Origin of the sequence: Prochlorococcus marinus XMU1402, from assembly GCF_017696205.1 — a bacterium.
In the GTDB taxonomy this organism is placed as follows: Bacteria; Cyanobacteriota; Cyanobacteriia; order PCC-6307; family Cyanobiaceae; genus Prochlorococcus_A; species Prochlorococcus_A marinus_AC.
Window position 1 is genome coordinate 616668 of the sequence record NZ_JAAORD010000002.1, and the last position, 19889, is coordinate 636556.

Annotated in this window: 16 protein-coding genes; 10 read left to right on the forward strand and 6 right to left on the reverse strand. The window is 31.4% G+C overall.

All coding sequences use genetic code 11. The features are described from left to right. Positions 1-2: 2 nt before the first annotated feature. Positions 3-1361 carry a ClC family H(+)/Cl(-) exchange transporter gene (locus HA141_RS09555; RefSeq protein ID WP_209119161.1) on the forward strand — a complete coding sequence of 453 codons (1359 nt, stop codon included), beginning with the start codon at positions 3-5 and terminating at the stop codon, positions 1359-1361. Positions 1362-1371: 10 nt separating this feature from the next. Here HA141_RS09555 and purU read toward each other — a convergent pair whose 3' ends face one another. Continuing rightward, positions 1372-2226 (reverse strand): formyltetrahydrofolate deformylase, encoded by an 855-nt coding sequence (purU, locus tag HA141_RS09560; RefSeq protein ID WP_209119163.1) that lies wholly within the window; start codon positions 2224-2226, stop codon positions 1372-1374. 48 nt (positions 2227-2274) lie between these two features. On the opposite strand from purU, the gene HA141_RS09565 reads away from it, so the two are divergent. Continuing rightward, positions 2275-3357 (forward strand): FAD-dependent oxidoreductase, encoded by a 1083-nt coding sequence (locus tag HA141_RS09565; protein ID WP_209119165.1) that lies wholly within the window; start codon positions 2275-2277, stop codon positions 3355-3357. Here HA141_RS09565 and dnaK read toward each other — a convergent pair. Beyond that, positions 3354-5261 carry a molecular chaperone DnaK gene (gene dnaK, locus HA141_RS09570; protein ID WP_209119244.1) on the reverse strand — a complete coding sequence of 636 codons (1908 nt, stop codon included), beginning with the start codon at positions 5259-5261 and terminating at the stop codon, positions 3354-3356. The genes HA141_RS09565 and dnaK overlap by 4 nt on opposite strands. Positions 5262-5378: 117 nt before the next feature. Here dnaK and HA141_RS09575 point away from each other — a divergent pair, with 117 nt between their 5' ends. Together HA141_RS09575 and rpsF are read left to right on the forward strand one after the other, a co-directional pair. Then, positions 5379-6239, forward strand: a complete 861-nt coding sequence (locus HA141_RS09575; protein ID WP_209119167.1) for a shikimate dehydrogenase — start codon at positions 5379-5381, stop codon at positions 6237-6239. Positions 6240-6343: 104 nt separating this feature from the next. After that, a complete protein-coding gene (gene rpsF, locus HA141_RS09580; protein WP_209119169.1) occupies positions 6344-6805 on the forward strand; it encodes a 30S ribosomal protein S6 in 462 nt (153 codons plus the stop codon). 4 nt (positions 6806-6809) lie between these two features. Here rpsF and HA141_RS09585 read toward each other — a convergent pair whose 3' ends face one another. Then, positions 6810-8024 (reverse strand): argininosuccinate synthase, encoded by a 1215-nt coding sequence (locus HA141_RS09585; RefSeq protein WP_209119171.1) that lies wholly within the window; start codon positions 8022-8024, stop codon positions 6810-6812. Between the two features lie 285 nt (positions 8025-8309). Between HA141_RS09585 and HA141_RS09590 the strand changes: the two genes are divergently transcribed. Genes HA141_RS09590 through HA141_RS09600 form a run of 3 tightly spaced genes read left to right on the forward strand, consistent with a single transcriptional unit; the run spans position 8310 to position 9904 of the window. Further along, positions 8310-8588: a DUF3134 family protein gene (locus HA141_RS09590; protein ID WP_209119174.1), complete on the forward strand. Its 279-nt coding sequence runs from the start codon at positions 8310-8312 to the stop codon at positions 8586-8588. Continuing rightward, the gene (mraY, locus tag HA141_RS09595; protein ID WP_209119177.1) at positions 8572-9648 is read left to right on the forward strand and encodes a phospho-N-acetylmuramoyl-pentapeptide-transferase; all 1077 of its coding nucleotides are present in this window, start codon (positions 8572-8574) and stop codon (positions 9646-9648) included. Before HA141_RS09590 ends, mraY begins: the two co-directional genes overlap by 17 nt. 10 nt (positions 9649-9658) lie before the next feature. After that, the gene (locus HA141_RS09600; protein WP_209119179.1) at positions 9659-9904 is read left to right on the forward strand and encodes a hypothetical protein; all 246 of its coding nucleotides are present in this window, start codon (positions 9659-9661) and stop codon (positions 9902-9904) included. Here the strand turns inward: HA141_RS09600 and HA141_RS09605 are convergent. From HA141_RS09605 to HA141_RS09615, 3 genes are all read right to left on the reverse strand, one after another. Continuing rightward, positions 9838-11247 (reverse strand): glycosyltransferase, encoded by a 1410-nt coding sequence (locus tag HA141_RS09605; protein ID WP_209119181.1) that lies wholly within the window; start codon positions 11245-11247, stop codon positions 9838-9840. The two genes, HA141_RS09600 and HA141_RS09605, sit on opposite strands and share 67 nt — an antisense overlap. Positions 11248-11444: 197 nt before the next feature. Continuing rightward, positions 11445-14348 (reverse strand): excinuclease ABC subunit UvrA, encoded by a 2904-nt coding sequence (uvrA, locus tag HA141_RS09610; RefSeq protein ID WP_209119183.1) that lies wholly within the window; start codon positions 14346-14348, stop codon positions 11445-11447. Positions 14349-14401: 53 nt separating this feature from the next. Further along, positions 14402-16078, reverse strand: coding sequence for an AAA family ATPase (locus HA141_RS09615; RefSeq protein WP_209119185.1), 1677 nt, complete (start codon positions 16076-16078; stop codon positions 14402-14404). Between the two features lie 68 nt (positions 16079-16146). On the opposite strand from HA141_RS09615, the gene HA141_RS09620 reads away from it, so the two are divergent. The 3 genes from HA141_RS09620 to thrC are packed head-to-tail and all read left to right on the forward strand — an operon-like array spanning position 16147 to position 19685. Beyond that, the gene (locus tag HA141_RS09620; RefSeq protein WP_209119187.1) at positions 16147-18003 is read left to right on the forward strand and encodes an ABC1 kinase family protein; all 1857 of its coding nucleotides are present in this window, start codon (positions 16147-16149) and stop codon (positions 18001-18003) included. After that, the gene (locus HA141_RS09625) at positions 18003-18575 is read left to right on the forward strand and encodes an alpha/beta hydrolase (protein WP_209119189.1); all 573 of its coding nucleotides are present in this window, start codon (positions 18003-18005) and stop codon (positions 18573-18575) included. The genes HA141_RS09620 and HA141_RS09625 overlap by 1 nt, the downstream gene beginning before the upstream one ends. A 6-nt stretch (positions 18576-18581) precedes the next feature. Next, entirely contained in the window at positions 18582-19685 is a 1104-nt protein-coding gene (gene thrC, locus HA141_RS09630) for a threonine synthase (protein ID WP_209119192.1), read from the forward strand. Positions 19686-19889: the final 204 nt, after the last annotated feature.

Below are 19889 nucleotides of genomic sequence, written 5' to 3' on the forward strand. Positions count from 1 at the left end.
CCATGCCAAACTTTATAAAAGATAATATTCAAAAAACAAGTAATAATTCTTCTCGTAGTATCAAAAAATTATTAAAGCAAAGATCTCTAGTCGTTGCATTTTCGCTCTTATTAACAGGTCTAGGGGCTTCAATTACAAGCATATCTTTTAAAACTGGAATCTATTTTATTAATAATTGGAGATTAGCATTATTAGACCAATTCCCATCAATTGCGGTCTTACCTATTTTTGGAGCTCTAGGAGGAGCTATTGCAGGATATTTGATCAAAAATATAGCACCTGCGGCAAAAGGTTCGGGTGTGAGTCAAATCATGGGTTTCTTAAGACATAAAAAAGTTCCAATGAATTTAAAAGTAGGATTAGTAAAGCTCATATCAGGAATTATTGCGATTGGTAGTGGATTCCCTTTGGGTCCAGAAGGTCCATCAGTTCAAATGGGAGGATCCGTAGCTTGGCAAATGGCCAAGTGGCTAAAAGCTCCTACAGCTTTCAGAAGAGTAATAGTAGCAGCAGGTGGTGGTGCTGGAATAGCTGCAGTATTCAGCGCTCCATTAGGAGGGTTTATCTATGCAATAGAAGAGTTATTAAACTCTGCTAGACCAGTAATTTTATTATTAGTAGTAATTACAACTTTTATTGCAGATTCATCTGCTGATATTATTCAAGCCTTGGGTTTAGATCCTAAAGCAGGAGGCTTTGATTTTAACCTCGGATTTTTGATTCAAAAAGAATATGACCCATCAGTTTTTTTCTTACCTATAGATTTTATTTACTTAGTTTTACTAGGAATAATTATTGGAATATTTGCAGAATTGTACAGCAGATATGTTTTGTTAATGCAAAATCTTGGGAAAAAGTGGTATAAAAATAAATTTGTTTTAAAAATGAGTATCTGTGGACTTATTTTAGGCAGTATCTACTCTTTTTTACCCAGTACATTTCATAATTTAGATGAATTACAGAAAATAATAGCTGAACAAAATACAAGTATTGGAATTGCTTTATTAGCAGTTTTAGTACTATTTATCACGACAGGTTTAGCTGCAGCATCCGGAGCTCCTGGTGGACTATTCTATCCAATGCTTACTTTAGGAGGATCAATCGGCCTAATAATTGGGAGCTGGGTGGAAATTGCTACAGGACATGCACCAAGTACATACATTTTTGCGGGAATGGGAGCTTTCGTAGCAGGATGTTCGCGAACGCCAATAACAGCAATGTTTTTAGCTTTTGCTTTAACAAAAAATTTATTAATAATGAAACCTGTCTTAATCAGCTGCATTGCCAGTTTCTTGGTAGCAAGAGCTTTTAATGAAGAATCAATTTATGAAAGACAAATACAGATAGAATTAGAAGACTAAAAAACTATCTTCAATCAAAAACAGCAGTTTTGCTGTTATAGACGAATACCTGATGATTTAGATGTAATCTAACTGCTCTTGCTAAAGCTATTCTTTCAATATCTCTTCCTTTTCTAATCAAATCATCAACTTCATCCCTATGACTTACATTAACTGTACATTGCTCTATTATAGGGCCTTCATCAAGATCTTCAGTAACATAGTGAGCAGTAGCACCGATTAATTTAACACCTCTCTTCCATGCTCTATGATATGGTTGCCCGCCCTTAAATGCAGGTAAGAAAGAATGATGAATATTTATTATTGAAGAAAACTTTTTTAAAAAAGAGTCACTCAAAATTTGCATATATTTAGCTAATACAACAAGATCAATGTCATATTCTTTTAGTAAATTTAAAAATTGATCTTCAACAATAGTTTTATTAGTTTTAAAGGTATCAATATGTACAAATTTTGCATTAAAGTCATTTGCAATATTTTCAAGATGAGAATGATTTGAAATTATTAAAGGAACTTTCATTTTGAGTTCTCCATTTCTTACTCGCCAAAGTAAATCAATCAAACAATGATTTTGTTTACTCACGAAAATAGCAACATTTGGGATTTCATCAGAATAATTTACATTAAATTGTCCATTTACTTCATCTGCAATTTTTTCAAATTCTTTATAAATTTCATCTCTATTAAAAGATTCATTGTTACTATTCCATTCAATTCGACTAAGAAACAAACCTGCATCTTGATCTGTATGATGATCAGAATGTTTTATGTTGCCACCGTAATTTGAAATCCAACTTGTAAGTAAACTTACAAGGCCAGGACGATCGGGACAAACAATTTTGAATATAATTGAAGGATGTTCCAAAAAATCTTTAACTATTAAATCAAATAAACAAGTATATCTAATATATCAATGAAAAGCTTAAAAGAAAATTTTCAAAAAGCAAACATAGTTATTATTGGATCAGGGATTATTGGAAAATTTAACGCTTTAGAATTATCAGAATTAGGTTTCCAGGTAACGATAATAGATCCAACTCAACTCCAAAATAGTAGTAATGCAGCTTTAGGCTTGATAATGGGCAATATGTATCAAAAAAGAAAGGGCAGAAGCTGGGATCTCAGGAAACAAAGCATTGAATTATGGCCACAATGGATTACGTTCCTACAAAAATTTAATTATGAATTAAATATCGAAAAACCATTAATACAACTAACTACTAATGAAGAAAAGTTTAAAAAATTAGAGAAATTTGTTTATGAAAATAATGATCCAACGTTACTAATTTTAGAAAGAGACTCAATATTAATCAAGAAAATAAATAAAGCCTTCCAAACAAAAAATATAAAAGGAATGATCTCCTTCAAAGATGGAAGAATAAATGCTTTATCGTTACTTCAAACATTAGATAAATATCTAAAACATAAAAAAGTAAATTATTTACAAGGAGAAATAATAAAAATAAAAAAATCAAACAATCAATGGATTTCTACAACAAGGAATAATGAAAATATCAAATCTGACATGGTTATTTTGTGCAATTCACTAAAAGCGATTGATTTAATAGATAGCCGATCTCACAACATCAAATTAAAGCCTGTTTTAGGTCAAGCTATGGAAATTGAGATTAATGATGCAGAAGTTGATTTGTTATCGCTGCCAAAACAATTCAATATAAATGGTATAAATTTAATTCCAAAATTAAAAAATAAGCTAATTATTGGATCAACTGACGAATATAGTACTAAGCCAGGAAAAAATACATTCGAAAAACTCACAAATTTTCTCGATAAAAAACCAAATTGGCTAGAGAAAGGAAAAATTTCTAAAAAGTGGTACGGTATTAGGGCAAAACCAGATGGTGAGCCTTCACCAATAATGAAAAATCTTGAAGATGGACTAATTATATGTACAGGTTTTTATAAAAATGGGATTTTACTGGCTCCCGCTTGTTCTAAATGGGTTGCTAATGAAATTAAAACTTACCTTTACTAATCTTTTGTTTCAGTGAAGTCTGCATCAATTACATCATCTCCACCTTTTTGATTTGAATCACTCTGATCAGGACCGCCTGCTGCGCCAGATGATGGAGGCTGATTGCCTGGTTGCTGATAAACAGATGAACCAACTGCGTAAAGTTCTTGCTGGAGTTCTTCAAGAAGTTTTTTCATTGATTCATAATCTTCTTTTGAAGTTGCTTCTTTTAAAGCATTACTTTTTTCTTCAACTTTGGACTTTGCTGCAGCATCTATTTTGTCTCCTAACTCACCAAGTTGCTTTTCCGTTTGATAGACAAGTGTTTCAGCTTGATTTTTTAAATCAATTTTTTCTCTTTTTTCTTTATCTGCAGATGCATTTGATTCAGCATCTTTTACCATTTTTTCAACTTCATTATCAGATAAAGTAGAAGCACCAGTGATAGAAATACTTTGCTCTTTACCACTTCCTTTATCTTTAGCAGTAACACTAAGGATTCCATTTGCATCGATATCAAATGTAACTTCAATTTGCGGAACTCCTCTTGGTGCTGACGGTATTCCATCCAATTTAAAGGTTCCTAAGCTTTTGTTATCAGAAGCCATTTCTCTTTCACCTTGTAAAACGTGTATTTCAACATTTGTTTGACCGTCTACAGCAGTTGAATATGTTTCAGATTTCTTTGTAGGTACAGTAGTATTACGATTTATCATTTTTGTCATTACTCCGCCAAGAGTCTCTACACCTAGAGAAAGTGGAGTAACGTCAAGCAACAATATATCTTTAACCTCTCCTGCTAAAACTCCTCCCTGAATTGCAGCTCCAACAGCTACTACCTCATCAGGATTAACGGTTTGATTTGGATCTTTACCAATTATTTTTTTCACTAAATCTAGAACAGCAGGTATTCTAGATGAGCCTCCGACCATAACAACTTCATCAATTTCATTAGTAGAAATTTTTGCATCGCTTATAGCTCTCTCAACTGGGGTCTTACACCTATCAATTAAAGAAGCTGCTAATTCCTCGAACTTTGCTCTAGTAAGGTTCAAATCTAAATGTTTTGGTCCTTCAGGCGTGGCTGTAATAAAAGGTAAATTTATCTCACTTTGCGTAGCATTTGAGAGCTCTATTTTTGCTTTTTCTGCAGCTTCAGTCAATCTTTGCAAAGCTTGCTTATCTTGTCTGAGATCAATTCCCTCATTTGATTTAAAAGTACTTGCTAAGTGATCTACGATACATCTATCAAAATCATCACCACCTAAATGTGTATCTCCAGATGTAGATAAGACTTCAGTTACTCCATCACCAGCTTCAATAACTGAGACATCAAATGTTCCTCCCCCTAAGTCAAATACAAGAATTTTTTCATTTTCCTTATCCAAACCATATGCTAAAGCTGCAGCGGTTGGCTCATTTACAATTCTTAGAACTTCTAAACCTGCAATCTTTCCTGCATCTTTTGTAGCTTGTCTCTGAGAGTCATTAAAATAAGCTGGAACAGTAATTACAGCCTGTGTAACCTTTTCACCAAGGTATTTACCCGCATCATCTGCTAACTTTCTTAAAACTTGAGAACTTACCTCTTCAGGGGAAAACTGCTTATCCAATATAGGACATTTTAATTTGACACTAGAACCAGATTTTTCAACAGCATAACTAACTTCTTTAGATTCTTCATTTACTTCATCAACTCTTCTACCAACAAAACGCTTTGCAGAATAAAAAGTATTTTCAGGATTCATAACAGCTTGTCTTTTTGCGATTTGTCCAACAAGCTGATCTTGATTTTTTGTATATGCAACAACTGATGGAGTAGTTCTGAAACCTTCAGCATTTGCTATTACAGTAGGTTTACCACCTTCCATTACAGCGACACAACTATTAGTTGTTCCTAAATCAATTCCTACAACCTTCCCCATGGGTAAATTCTTATATTTAATATTCTCCATAATCGGTCATCAGCGTCATTATTGTTACTCAAAGACGGGGAGTGGTTCCCGAACAGATCGTTATTTTTTAAGAAAAAAATTCTAAACATGATTTCAAGTAAAACATCTTTTATTGCATTAATTGGGAATCCAGTAAGCCATTCTTTATCGCCGATTATGCAAAATGCTGCCTTTAAATATTTAGGCCTAGATTTAATTTATATAGCAATACCTTGTAAAGATAAAGATCTAGAATTAGTTTTGAATACTTTGAAAAAAATTAATTGTAAAGGTCTAAATATTACAATTCCTCATAAAGAAAGAGTATTCAACCTTTGTAGTGAAATTTCACCTATTGCAAGAAAACTGAAAGCAATAAATACTCTAAAGTTAAATTCTGAAAAAGAATGGAGTGCTACTAATACAGATGTAGAAGGATTTATTTATCCGTTAAAGAAATTAAACTTAAAAAAAAAGCAATCTATTGTTCTTGGCTCCGGTGGTGCAGCACGATCTGTAATTCAAGGATTAATAAATTTAAATCTTTCAAAGATTTCAGTTATATCACGAAACAAATCATCACTAAATGAATTAATAAAAAATTTTGAAAATAAAATTAAACTTCAAGGTTTGTTAAGTAATAACAATCAAGCTCAAAATTTAATTGAAGAAGCAGATTTAATTGTAAATACAACACCCGTAGGAATGAAAACAGCAAAATATGAAATGGATGTATTACCATATGGGGATTCTTTTTGGAGATCTCTGAACTCACAAACAATTGTTTATGATTTAATTTATAATCCTTCACCAACTCACTTATTGAAACTTAGCTCCAGCAAAGGATGCATGACTATCGATGGTTTGCAAATGCTTGTTGCTCAAGGAATGAAATCATTATCATTTTGGACAAATGGATTAGAAGTACCTTTTAATATTATGAATGAAGCAATCAAAAATGATCTTTAAATAAATAATGCTAATTTTCAAGGAAATGCACATCATGATGTATCGTTGAATATGAACAGACGCTCATCACATAAATTTATGAGCCAAAGACCTTGTCTGAAACTATGAAAGATCAACAATTTTATTACGAAACAATGTATATCCTCCGCCCAGATATTGCGGAAGATGAAGTAACTAATCACATTGATAAATACAATAAGCTTTTAGAAGAATTTGGCGGTACCATCCTTGATAGTCAAATGAGAGGTAAAAGAAGATTAGCTTATCAAATAGCAAAACATAGAGAAGGTATTTACGTCCAATTAAGTCATCAAGGCGATGGACAACATATTTTCAAAATTGAAAAAGCAATGAGACTTAGTGAAGACGTTATAAGATATATGACCGTTAAACAAGTAGGACCTTTGCCAACTCCAAGAGCTTCTGCTAAGAGTTCAACTCAATCAAATGATAAAGAGAATTCAGAATCTAAAGTCGAATCTAAGGAAAAACAACCAGTTGTAAGCACAGATACTTCAACTTCGGGAAAAGATGATGCTGAAACCAAAGGAAATGCAGAATCTTAAAATATTAATCTCTTGTTTTTGAATTTAACTCAGCCCATATTTTATTAGACATACCCCACATATAAATAAAGCCTTCTGCTAAAGAATGATTAAAAACATCATCATTACTGTAGGTTGCCAAATCTTCCCTGTAAAGTGAATTATTTGCAGACATTCTCCCAATTACTATAGCGTTACCCTTATGAAGTCTAATCTTTACTCTTCCATTCACTGAAGTTTGAGTCGATGAAATAAATGCATCTAAACTATCTTTAAGAGGTCCAAACCAAAAACCTTGATATACTAATTGACCCCATTTTTTTTCCACTATTCCTTTAAAGTCGATGACATCAGGATTTAATGTAATACTCTCTAATTCTTTGTGAGCTTTGATTAAAAGTGAGAGACCAGGTGTTTCATAAATCTCTCTACTTTTAATACCTACTACTCGATCCTCAATCATATCTATTCTTCCAAAACCGTGCGCACCTGAAAGATCGTTTGCTTTTTGAATAATCTCTACTGGAGTTAAAAATTCATCATTAATTGCAACTGGAAACCCATTTTTGAAGACAATTTCTATATCTTGCGGGGAATCAGGTGTATTATCAATTGACGATGTCATCGCAAATATATCTTCAGGTGCTTCTTGCATTGGATCTTCTAAAATCCCCGCTTCAACACTCCTACCAAGTAAGTTAAGATCTATTGAATATGGTGATTTTTTTGATACTGGTGCAGGAATACCAAATTTTTCTCCATACACTATTGCCTCTTCCCTACTCATATTCCACTCCCTTGCAGGAGTAATTATTTTTAAATCAGGGCCTAAAGCATTAATTGCTAAATCAAATCGAACTTGATCATTGCCTTTACCCGTGCATCCATGAGCTACTGCATCAGCATTAATCTCTCGAGCAATCTTTACAAGATTTTCAGCGATTAAAGGCCTTGCAAGAGCTGTAGATAATGGATATTTATCTAAATATAGTCCGTTTGCTCTAATAGCTGGAAAAGCATATCTCTCAACAAAACTATTAACTAAATTACCCACGATTGATTGAGATGCGCCAGAATTTAAAGCTTTTTGCCTAATAAGTTCTAAATCCTCTCCTTGTCCAAGATCTGCTACAAAAGTAATCACATCTGAAATTCCATATTCATTCTTTAGGTATGGAATACAAACGCTCGTATCTACCCCACCAGAATAGGCTAGTACAACTTTTTTTACCTGCTGCATCTAAATTTGCTCCATAAATTTAAATTTTTTGTCGTAATTAAGAATTTGAAAACTTATTAAAAACTAATATTATTGTAACTAAAAGAGCTGGACCAAAAACCAATAACAAGAGGAGAAAGTTATTAATTATTAAAACATCGGGATTCAAATATCCAATGAGTTTAAATAATCCAGACAGAAACAATGAAATTAGCCAGATAAAAAAGTATTTTAAATTTGATTTATCAAACAAAGTTTTTAGTATGCATCATTGTGTACTATCTTATATATAGAACATAAACTTTAATGGACTCAAATAAACTAAAACTTAGATTAGATGATATTTCTGAAGTCAACCCTGCTTTAACTTGCTACCACAGAGATGATCCAGCTCCTGTTTTGCCCTTAAGAGATGAACCTGATCTGCTATCTTGGCTTGAAAATACAGGAAGGCTTATCGCAGAAAAAGAAGGAGATTCACAAGAAATTAGTACAATAGAAGAAGAAGAACTTTCAGCGCTAATGGGAGAAAAAGAAGATTATAAGACTGAAGAAGAGCCTTCAGAAGATGATTGGGAAGATTAAAAAATTTAACTTTAAATCGTTAGTAATTTTAAATACTTTTGCCCTAATAGTTACATCGTATTTTTTTAATAATTTTCTTCTTATAGGAGTTTTTACATTATTTTTTTTTATTTCTTTATTAACAACAAAGAATGGTCTAGAAATAATTAGAAAATTAAATTTACTTCAAAATATTAGAACAGAAGGTCCCGCTAATCACTATAAAAAAAATGATACCCCAACGATGGGTGGAATCTTAATGATAGTCCCTTTTTTAATTTTTCTTTTGATAATAACTATAAATTTAGGTTCTCTAAAATTATTTCTTTTATTACTGTCTATTTCTGGATTTTTCATTATAGGGTTTTTAGATGATTATTTAAGTATTAAAAACAAAGAAAATACAGGGTTAAGAACAAAAGAAAAATTTATTCTACAAAGTATCATCTCAATGATTTTTTTATTGTTAGCCTATGAAAAAAATTTAATAAATCCATTAATAACAGTATCTGACTCTTGGGGAATAAATATGAATATATTTATATTGCCAATTTCTTTTTTAGTACTAGTTGGTATGAGTAATTCAGTAAATTTGACTGATGGACTTGATGGATTAGCAGCTGGATGCAGTGGGATTGTCTTTTATGGATTAGGGACAGAAATTTTAATGAAAGAACAGCAGGAACTTTTTGTTTTTAGTATTCTTTGTTATTCAATGTCTGGAATATGCTTAGGATTTCTCAATTACAATAGTTATCCTGCAAAAATATTTATGGGTGACACTGGATCTCTAAGTATTGGTGCAATACTGAGTTCTATAGCATTATTAACCGATAGCGTTTTTACATTATCTATTTTCTCAGGAATATTTATTATTGAATCATTATCAGTAATGGTTCAAGTAGGTTTTTTTAAAATTACAAAAAAATTATTTCGCAGAGGTAAACGCATATTTTTAATGGCTCCACTGCACCACCATTTTGAACTTCAAGGAGTTAAGGAACAAAAAATAGTTGAAAATTTTTGGAAAATCAACATTTTACTAGTAATTTTAGGTATAGTTTTAAAAATCAATCTTTAAGAAATTTGTTATGAATTTTTTTACATGGAAAGATAATGGATTAACAAGTGACTGCTCAAGTCTTGATGCAATGGCATCACGATTCGAAGAAACTGCTAACTTAATGAAAAAACTATCTAAAAAAGGTTTCAAACTAAAGAAAACTCAAAATAATCAGCTAATTCTTCACCCTGATCCTAAAGTATTTGATCAATGGGGTTTTATTAGTGAAGAACTTCCTTTTAAACAACTCTGTTTAATATCAGATGAGGAATAACTTTTTGACCTTGAAAACTCTTCTGAAAGTATTGATAAATAATTGCGTACATGAGTGTTCCAACTAAAGTGCCTATTAACGCCTTCGATACCATTTCTGCTCCATAATTTCCACTGATTATTATTAGATATCCCTTTTTCAAGAATAACTTTCAACTCATTAATATCAGTAACATCTACTAAAAGTCCATTTTCACATTTTGAGCGAATTTCTTTTGGTCCTCCATCATTTGTTGATATTATTGGTAAACCACATGAAGAAGCTTCTAGAAGTGTTAAACCAAAGGGCTCCGTCAAAGCTGGATTTACAAATACACCCCCTCTGCTAGCAGCCCATCTATATAAAGCAGGAATCTGACTTGGAAGATGCTTTTTTGGATAAGCTACCTTTCCATACAAGTTATATTTATCAATCGTTTCAAAAATTTTATTAAAAACATCTTTTTGTTGAGGATCAAGTTTTGAGGTACTATCTCGACAACCCAAAATCAAAATTAAATTAGCTTTTCTTTTTAATTTTTCTGATCTGCCATATGCCTCAATCAAAGAAGGAATATTTTTTCTTCGTACAGCTCTAGAAATATTTAATAATGGAGGTTTAGTAGAATCCTTGAGAAAAGGTTGCATCATATTATCAATTTCAGCTGTCTCTGTTGTCGAGTGAATATGGTGAAACTTATTATGATCAACACCAGGAGGAATTACTCTAGCTTTATGAGGTGCAAAAGAAGAATATTGGGAATATTGATAAACTGACTCTTGTTTGGTACTCGTAACAATAATATCTGCGGACTTTAACGCTTTTTCTTCTGCCTCAATTCTTTTACTTATTGCATAAAGCTTTTCTATTTGATTAGTTTTTAAACCAGTATCAAGCAATTTCCTTTTTTTCTCTCGTCCTAAAGAATGGCCAGTAAAAATTAGTGGAATATTTAAGGATTTACTTAGTTTAACTCCTACATACCCAGCATCTGCATAATGTGCATGAATAAAATTAGGCTTTTTATTTTTTTGATAATAAGAGATAAGTCTTTCAGTTAAATGATCTAAATAAGGCCAAAGTAATTCCTTTCTTAAATATTTATTTGGTCCAAATTTGAATCTTAATATTCTAACTCCAGGTTCTACAAATTCTTCTTCTTGAGAATATTCATCATCTACTTTAGGATCATTAACTAAACGAGTCACTAAATCTACTTGATCAACTTCTGAAGTGTTAGCCAAACTTTTAACTAACTCTAAAACATATTGTGTTTGTCCTCCTGTATCTGCATCTCTGCCTAATTCAAGATTTTTAGAGCGAATAAGACCGTGTAAATGTAAATGTAAAAATTTAAACCTCATTCAGCAAATCCTCCGATCAACGGCCTTTAATACAAATAAGCTGAATTTCCAAAGGAAATATTAAGAAAGAATTATGATTTTTATTTTTTTTATACATAAAATTTTAAAAAAATTAGATGGTGACTGGAATAATACCTCTAAAAACAAAACTTTCATTTTACTCAGATAATTAAAAATACAAAGAAATACAACAAATTTTATTTAAGAACTTTTTTAAGATATTTTGCTGTATGACTTGTAGGATGTTTCGCTACATCTTCAGGAATACCTTCTACAATGATTTCGCCACCTTTATCTCCTCCATCAGGTCCTAAATCAATAATCCAATCAGAACATCTAATTACGTCTAAGTTATGTTCGATAACAATCACAGAATTCCCTTTATCTACCAAACGTTGTATCACATCCATTAACTTATGAACGTCATAAAAACTTAAACCTGTAGTTGGTTCATCAATCAGATATAGAGTTTTTCCAGTAGCCCTTTTAGATAATTCTGTAGCTAACTTAACTCTTTGAGCCTCTCCTCCAGATAATGTAGGAGCAGGTTGGCCTAATTTGACATATCCTAATCCTACATCTACTAATGTAGATAACCTATCAGCAGCTTGAGGTATTGCAGAAAAAGTTTCTGCAGCTTGTTCAACAGTCATCTCTAGGACATCAGATATATTAAACCCTTTGTATTTAACTTGAAGAGTTTCTCGGTTAAATCGAGCTCCTTTACATACTTCACATTGAACATACACATCAGGCAAAAAATTCATTTCAATGACATTAACTCCTTGACCTTTGCACGCTTCGCATCTTCCACCTTTCACATTAAAACTAAACTGCCCAGCCTGGTAACCCCTCGCTTTGGCTTCCACAGTGGCAGTAAATATTTGTCTTATGGGATCAAAGGCACCTGTATAGGTAGCAGGGTTTGATCTTGGTGTTCGCCCTATTGGAGATTGATCAATAACGATAACTTTGTCAATTGCCTTTATACCCTTTAACTCGCCTACCCCCTGAGGAAAAGGGACTTTTAATCCAAGAGAATGACACAAGGCAGGATGTAGTAGTTCATTTATCAAAGTACTTTTCCCACTACCACTGACACCAGTTACAGAAATTAGTCTGCCTAATGGAAATTCTACAGATATATTCTTTAAATTATTTTTTGAACAACTATTTAAAATTAAACTTTTTTTAACAGAGGATCTTCGTTCTTTTGGAGTAGGAATCGACTTCCTACCACTAAGATAAGCCCCAGTTAGTGATCTCTCTGATTTCAAAACATCTTCATATGATCCTTTAGCAATAATTTCCCCACCGTAAATACCTGCACCTGGACCAATATCTACTAAATAATCTGCAGATTTCATAGTATCTTCGTCATGTTCAACAACAACTAAAGTATTGCCAAGGTCTCTTAAGCTTTTTAATGTTTCTAATAATCTATCATTATCTCTCTGATGTAAACCTATACTTGGTTCATCTAAGACATAAAGAACACCAGTGAGGCCAGCACCTATTTGCGTAGCTAATCTAATACGCTGAGCTTCTCCGCCAGACAAAGTCATGGCAGGTCTATCTAAAGTTAAATAATCTAAACCAACATTAATTAAAAACTTCAAACGTAAACGAATCTCTTTTAACACCAATTCACCTATCTGCTTTTGTTTTTCTGATAAAGATATATTTTCCTTCTTCGTCTTACCTAATCCCATGATGCGTTCTATTTGAGTTAAAGTTTCAGAAACGCTTATTGAAGTTAAATCAGTAATATTATATGGGCCAAGTTTAACTGCCAAAGCCTCAGGTCTCAATCTTTTACCAGAACATGTCTTACAGGGGACTAATTCTAAGTACTTTTCTAATTTTTGTTTTACTGATTCTCCATTAGCTTCATTCAATTGCCTTTCTAATATCGGTAGAATTCCTTCAAAAGGTCTTTCAAAACCACTAGAAGTTTTAAAACGACTGTCAGCTTGAATTAATATTGGTTTATCTGATCCCAAAAGTAGTACTTTCTTTTGAAAATCACTTAAATCTTTCCAAGGAGTTTTTAATTCAAAACCATACGCCTGACCTACAGAATAAAGTAAAGAGAAGTAATAAGTATTATCTTTTTCACTCCAAGGCGCTATTGCAGCATAAACAGGCAATGTTTGATCAGGTATAACTCTATCGGCAGTAAATTTTTTTAAATAACCAATCCCATGACAGTCTGGACACGCTCCATATGGGCTATTAAAGGAAAATAGTCTAGGAGAAAGTTCTTCTATAATAGAACCATGTACAGGACATGCATAATTTTCTGAATAGAGCTTTTCTCTCTCTAAGTTAGAAGGTAAATTTTCTCCTTTTTTTGGAACAACCTCAACTATTGCTAGGCCATCCCCTCTTTTAAGACAAGTTTGTAGAGAATCATTTAATCTTTCTTGTATTCCTTCCCTTGCAATTAGTCTATCAACTACTACCTCGATATTATGAATTTGATTTTTATCTAATTCAATACTATCAGCAAGTTCTCTTACTTCGCCATTTATTCTTACCCTTGCAAAGCCCTCAGCCGCAAGTCCACTTATTAATTTTGTATGAGTTCCTTTCTTCCCTCTTACTACAGGAGCCAACAATTGGTATCTTGTTCCTTCTGGCAATAAAAGAATTTGATCAACCATTTCATCAATTGTTTGTGGCGCAATTGGAATTCCACAATGATGACAATGCGGTTCACCAGCACGACCAAACAATAATCTTAAGTAATCTTGTATCTCTGTTACTGTTCCAACTGTTGATCGAGGATTATGACTTGTTGATTTTTGATCAATTGAAATAGCGGGGGATAATCCTTCTATATTGTCTACATCTGGTTTATCTACTTGACCTAAAAATTGCCTTGCGTACGCTGAAAGACTTTCAACATATCTTCTTTGACCTTCAGCAAAAATCGTATCAAAGGCTAAAGAGCTTTTACCGCTTCCACTGACTCCTGTAAAAACAATAAATTTATTCCTTGGTAAAGAAAGATCAATATTTTTTAAATTATGCTGACGAGCTCCCCTAATAACAATTGAATTATCTTGATCAAAATTATTATCAGTTTTTATAACCATGTTTAAATCTAATTATGGTTTAAAAAAGTTATTATAGTAGAATTTTTTTTATTTTATGCAGCAGCTTGATCAAGAAGTCTAGAAGCATATTCATTTACTTCGGCAGAACCTCCTCCAATCAGTTCCATTAATTCATGTTTTCTTTGTTTTTTTGTATTTAGTTTTAATATTGAAGTATAAGTTATTCCATCAATAACGTTTTTATTAACTTTAAAATGAGCTAATCCTCCAGCAGCCAAGAAAGGCTGGTGTGTAATACATAAAACCTGTTGATCATTAGAAATTTTTTTAATTAGCTCAACCAATGAAAGTAAAGATTTACCACTTAAACCGTTATCAATTTCATCTAAAAAGAAAGTATTTGGTTTTTTTGAAATACTAGATTTTATAGCTAATAAGAATCTTGACATTTCTCCACCTGAAATAACATTTGATAATGGAGCAAGCTTCTGATCAGGATTAGCAGAAAACAAGAAACTTATATTGTCAATTCCCTCCCCAGAAGGGTTACATTCTAAAAATTGAATTGAAAAATTTGCATTTTCTAATCCTAAATCCCTTAAAATTGAGATTACTGAATCTTGTAACTGTTTAGCAATTTTTTTTCTTTCTATAGATTGAATAAGAAACAAAGAATTTAAATTAGTTTGCAATTTTTTAATTTGATTTTCGATATTAAGAATCTCGTTACCTTTATCGTTTTTTTGAAAATATGCCCTTAATTGATCTCGCTTTTTAATTAATTGAGGTAGATCTAATGAAAAAGTTCTCTGCAAGTTTTTTAAAAAAAATAATCTTTTTTGTATTTCTGAAAGATTAGAATTATCACTATCTATTTCTTGCATATATGAGTTTAAAGCGAAAATTAAATCTTCAACATAAGTTTGAATATCTAATAAATTTTCTCTAAACTTTTGAATTTTTAAATCAAACTCTGCTGTTTTATTTAAATTTTTTATTGATTGATTTATCAAAGAAGCTATTGATGGTTCATCATAACTGAAATTATTTAAGTTTTTTAAAGATGATTGAACTGAATTATTTATTTCAAGATTATTTACAAGTTTATTTTCTATTAACTCTAATTCTATGATTTCCTGACTAGACTCTAAATTAGCTTCCTCTAGAGTTTTCAATATTTGCTTAGTTATTAAGTTATTTTCCTCTTGCTTCTTAGAGGATTCCATTTTTTCATTCATCAATCCTTTTAAAGCCTGACTTTCAGCCCATATATTTTTAATCTTCGCACTTGTATCTCTCAATTCTTGCGAACATAAATCATCAATAATTAATCTTCTTTTATCTTGAGAATCAAATATAAAAGTATCTGATTGACCTGCAAAATCAATTAATAATTGTCCAAGTTCTTCTAATAATTTTTTATTTATTAAAAAATTATTAAGACTAAATTTAGATAAAATTTTATTATTTTTTCTATAGGATATTCTTTTGATATTTAGAACTGAACTGCTTTTAAAACCATTACTAATTAACCAGTTATTTACTTGAGAGGAAGAAGAAAATTTGGCCTCAATAACACAATCATCTTTTCCTGGACGTATTAAGTGCTTTAAAGGTATATTAGTTCCACCAAATAAAGCATTTAAGGAATCAAGAATTAGTGATTTTCCTGAACCAGAATCCCCAGTAATGATGTTCAAACCTTTTTCGAAATTAATTTCTATAATCTCTATTAAGGCAATATTCTCTATCTTTAATTGTATGAGCATAATAAATCTTCCATATAAAAAAATTAACTTCTTTTTTAAAAAAATAAAGGTTTTAAATATATAAAGTTATGAAAGAAGATTTTACTGATTTTATTGAGGTATCTGGATTGTTGAATTACGATCCAGAAACAATATCTAAAATTTACAGAAAGAACCCAAAAAGACTTTTAAAAAGACTTTGGCAAACACTCATACCTATTTTTGCCTATTTATTTTCTATTGGTTGGGATAAATTTACTGGTAGATTAAAAAACGAAGAAAAAGCAAGATTTAGAGCAAAAGAATTAACAAATTTATTAGTAGAACTTGGTCCAGCATTTGTCAAAGCCGGACAAGCTTTATCAACAAGACCAGATATCATTCCAGGGATTCTTCTTGAAGAATTATCCGAATTGCAAGATCAACTACCAGGATTTGACGGAGATAAAGCGATGGAATTAATAGAAGAAGATTTAGGATCCAAAATAAATGAAATTTTTTTAGAAATTGATAAAGAGCCAATTTCTGCTGCCTCTCTTGGACAAGTACATAAAGCTAAATTAAATAATGAAGAAGTTGTTGCAGTTAAAGTCCAGCGACCAGGATTGAGAGAACAAATTACCTTGGATCTTTACATAGTAAGAAATATTGCAAATTGGCTAAAAAATAATATTGGATTGATAAGAAGCGATCTTGTGGCATTGATTGACGAATTAGGTAAAAGAGTTTTTGAAGAGATGGATTACTTAAACGAAGCTGAGAATGCAGAAAAGTTTAGAAATATGCATAAACATAACCAAATGATTGCAGTACCAAAAATTTACAAAGAAATAACTTCAAGAAGAGTTTTAACAATGGAATGGATTAACGGCACAAAATTGACTAATTTAGAAGATGTCAAAAAATTAGGAATTGATCCTAATAGGATGATCGATGTAGGAGTTCAGTGCAGTTTAGAACAGCTTTTAGAGCATGGTTTTTTTCACGCAGACCCGCATCCTGGTAATTTATTAGCCTTGAAAGATGGCAGATTATGTTATTTAGATTTTGGAATGATGAGCGAAGTTTCCAGAGACTCAAGATCTGGTTTAATTCAAGCAGTAGTACATTTAGTAAACAAAAACTTCGATAAATTATCTCAAGATTTTGTAAAATTGGGATTTTTATCTGAAGAAGTTAATCTTGAGCCAATTGTTCCCGCATTTCAAGATGTTTTCATTAACGCTGTTGAAAAAGGAGTTTCAAAAATGGATTTCAAGACTGTTACAGATGACATGTCAGGAGTGATGTATAAATTTCCATTCAAATTACCTCCATATTATGCACTTATAATTAGGTCATTACTAACATTAGAAGGTATTGCTTTAAGTGTAGACCCAAATTTTAAAATTTTAGGAGCAGCTTATCCATATTTTGCGCGGAGATTAATGGAAGACCCTGATCCACAATTAAGAGAAAGTTTGAAAGAGATGCTATTTGATGAGAAACAATTCAAATGGGATCGCTTGGAAGATCTTCTCGCTAATGCCGCAAAGCAGACAAATCTAGATTTGGAAAAACTTTTAGATGAAGTCATAAATCTTCTCTTTTCTCCAAATGGAGGATTCCTAAGAAATGAAATAATTGAAGGATTAACAAATCAAATTGATTTACTAAGTCTTAAAATGCTGAAAAATTTAAATAACTTTCTTCCTAACTCAATTAAATTAAATATTTCTAATGAAAATAACAACTTAAGTGATCTTGTAATGTATGTGGAACCATTAAGAAACTTTTTAGAAATTTTACAAAATGTACCTGGATATTCTATTGATATCTTTTTAAAAAGAGTTCCTCGACTAATAAATGAGCCTTATACGAAAGAAATGGGTATAAAAATTGCTAAGAAAGTAACTGAAAAAGGAGTTGTTAGACTCGTAAAGATTGCTGCCGGTGCAAATATATAATGAAATTTAGTAAATATCTAATAATAAAATTATTTTTTATTTTTATAAGTTCTCAATTTCTTTTTAACGTTTCAAAAGCTAATGCTGCAGAAGAAATCAAAATTACATACAGCATTTTTTCTAGAACAATTAAAGTAAATTCATTAAAAACTTTTGCTCAAGGAGGTAATTCAACAAAAAAATTAAAAAGAATTTTAAGAGCAACTGGATCTAAAGATAAAGAAATTAGATCGGTATTAAATAAAAATTTTGAGATCCCTATTACGATTGCAAGTAAATTGGTAAATTCAGAAATAGGTAATGTTTTTTTAACAAGACTTTCATCGGTAATTCACACTCCAAGAGCAGATGATGAAAAGACAGGTATGCTAGCCCTTAGGGCAAGTGTAATTCAAGGTATTAAAATAGGAAATGGAAAAATAAATATGATAAATTTTTTTGAAGGATATCCAACTAAAACAATTATTTTAGATGTCAACGCTTTAAGCAAAGTTATGAATAAAGTAGAATCCATTTCAGAACTATTAAACTTTTTTACAGATTCTCCTATAGAAAAAATCAAAACAAATTAAATAGCCATGGTGTTTTTAAATAAAATCAAGAATAAATTAGGTATCAATTACAGAAAAAAAAGATGGCCAGGTCTAATTGATGCTTATAAACAATATCTTCCAGTTACAAAAAAAACTCCTATCATCTCACTAAACGAAGGAAATACACCACTAATTTTTAGTGACTCGATTAGCAAACTAATCGGAAATGATACAAAAGTTTTTCTTAAATATGATGGTCTAAACCCAACAGGATCTTTTAAAGACCGGGGAATGACGATGGCCATAAGTAAAGCAAAAGAAGAGGGACGTGAAGCTGTAATTTGTGCAAGCACTGGTAACACTTCTGCAGCAGCAGCAGCATATGCTTCTAGAGGAGGATTAAAACCTTACGTTTTAATCCCTGAGGGATTTGTTGCACAAGGAAAGCTTGCACAAGCTTTGATGTATGGTGCTGAAATAATATCTATTAATGGAAACTTTGATAAAGCTTTAGAAATTGTAAGAGATTTATCTGCGATACATCCAATAGAACTTGTTAATTCTGTTAATCCATATCGAATACAAGGTCAAAAAACAGCAGCTTTTGAAATTGTTGATGACTTAGGTTTTGCACCTGATTGGCTTTGTATTCCAATGGGAAATGCGGGAAATATAACAGCTTATTGGATGGGTTTTAAAGAATATTCAACAGTAAAAAGAAATTTAAAATTACCACTTATGATGGGTTTTCAATCTGAAGGTTCTGCCCCGTTAGTAAAAAATATAGTAGTCAAAAATCCAGAAACAATTGCAACTGCGATTCGAATTGGAAATCCAGTTAATAGAGAAAAAGCAAAAATAGTGAGAAAAGAAAGTAAAGGAGACTTTCAGTCAGTCTCTGATGAAGAAATAATTAATGCTTATAAAGTTCTGGCCAAAGAAGGAGTTTTTTGTGAACCTGCTAGTGCAGCATCAATTGCTGGACTCATTAAAAATAAGAATAGAATACAAAAAGAATCAACCATCGTTTGTGTTCTTACAGGCAATGGATTAAAGGACCCTGATTGTGCTATTGAAAATAACGATGCGATTTTTAGGAAAAATGTTGAACCTTCATTAAAAAATATTACTAAAATCTTAGGATATTAAAATCCAAAAAAAATAGTGTCTGTGGAAATCAATTGAAAACAAATTTTTTTTGTTGAAAAGTTTATAAGAAATAATTTTTTTTGTTGAATAGATTAAAGGTTTTAGCGTGAATGAAAATTTTTTCAACAAATAACAAATTTTTTCCACCTATTTAAATCTTTATAAAAAGAGTGATTTAGGAACTAAATTTTTATATTCCACAAT

Coding starts and splice junctions, on each gene's coding strand:
- HA141_RS09575 (WP_209119167.1), top strand. CDS start 5,379: ATGATTTCAAGTAAAACATCTTTTATTGCATTAATTGGGAATCCAGTA.
- HA141_RS09600 (WP_209119179.1), top strand. CDS start 9,659: ATGAATTTTTTTACATGGAAAGATAATGGATTAACAAGTGACTGCTCA.
- HA141_RS09585 (WP_209119171.1), bottom strand. CDS start 8,024: ATGCAGCAGGTAAAAAAAGTTGTACTAGCCTATTCTGGTGGGGTAGAT.
- HA141_RS09605 (WP_209119181.1), bottom strand. CDS start 11,247: ATGAGGTTTAAATTTTTACATTTACATTTACACGGTCTTATTCGCTCT.
- dnaK (WP_209119244.1), bottom strand. CDS start 5,261: ATGGGGAAGGTTGTAGGAATTGATTTAGGAACAACTAATAGTTGTGTC.
- mraY (WP_209119177.1), top strand. CDS start 8,572: ATGATTGGGAAGATTAAAAAATTTAACTTTAAATCGTTAGTAATTTTA.
- rpsF (WP_209119169.1), top strand. CDS start 6,344: ATGAAAGATCAACAATTTTATTACGAAACAATGTATATCCTCCGCCCA.
- HA141_RS09615 (WP_209119185.1), bottom strand. CDS start 16,078: ATGCTCATACAATTAAAGATAGAGAATATTGCCTTAATAGAGATTATA.
- HA141_RS09555 (WP_209119161.1), top strand. CDS start 3: ATGCCAAACTTTATAAAAGATAATATTCAAAAAACAAGTAATAATTCT.
- HA141_RS09565 (WP_209119165.1), top strand. CDS start 2,275: ATGAAAAGCTTAAAAGAAAATTTTCAAAAAGCAAACATAGTTATTATT.
- thrC (WP_209119192.1), top strand. CDS start 18,582: ATGGTGTTTTTAAATAAAATCAAGAATAAATTAGGTATCAATTACAGA.
- uvrA (WP_209119183.1), bottom strand. CDS start 14,348: ATGGTTATAAAAACTGATAATAATTTTGATCAAGATAATTCAATTGTT.
- HA141_RS09620 (WP_209119187.1), top strand. CDS start 16,147: ATGAAAGAAGATTTTACTGATTTTATTGAGGTATCTGGATTGTTGAAT.
- HA141_RS09590 (WP_209119174.1), top strand. CDS start 8,310: ATGGACTCAAATAAACTAAAACTTAGATTAGATGATATTTCTGAAGTC.
- HA141_RS09625 (WP_209119189.1), top strand. CDS start 18,003: ATGAAATTTAGTAAATATCTAATAATAAAATTATTTTTTATTTTTATA.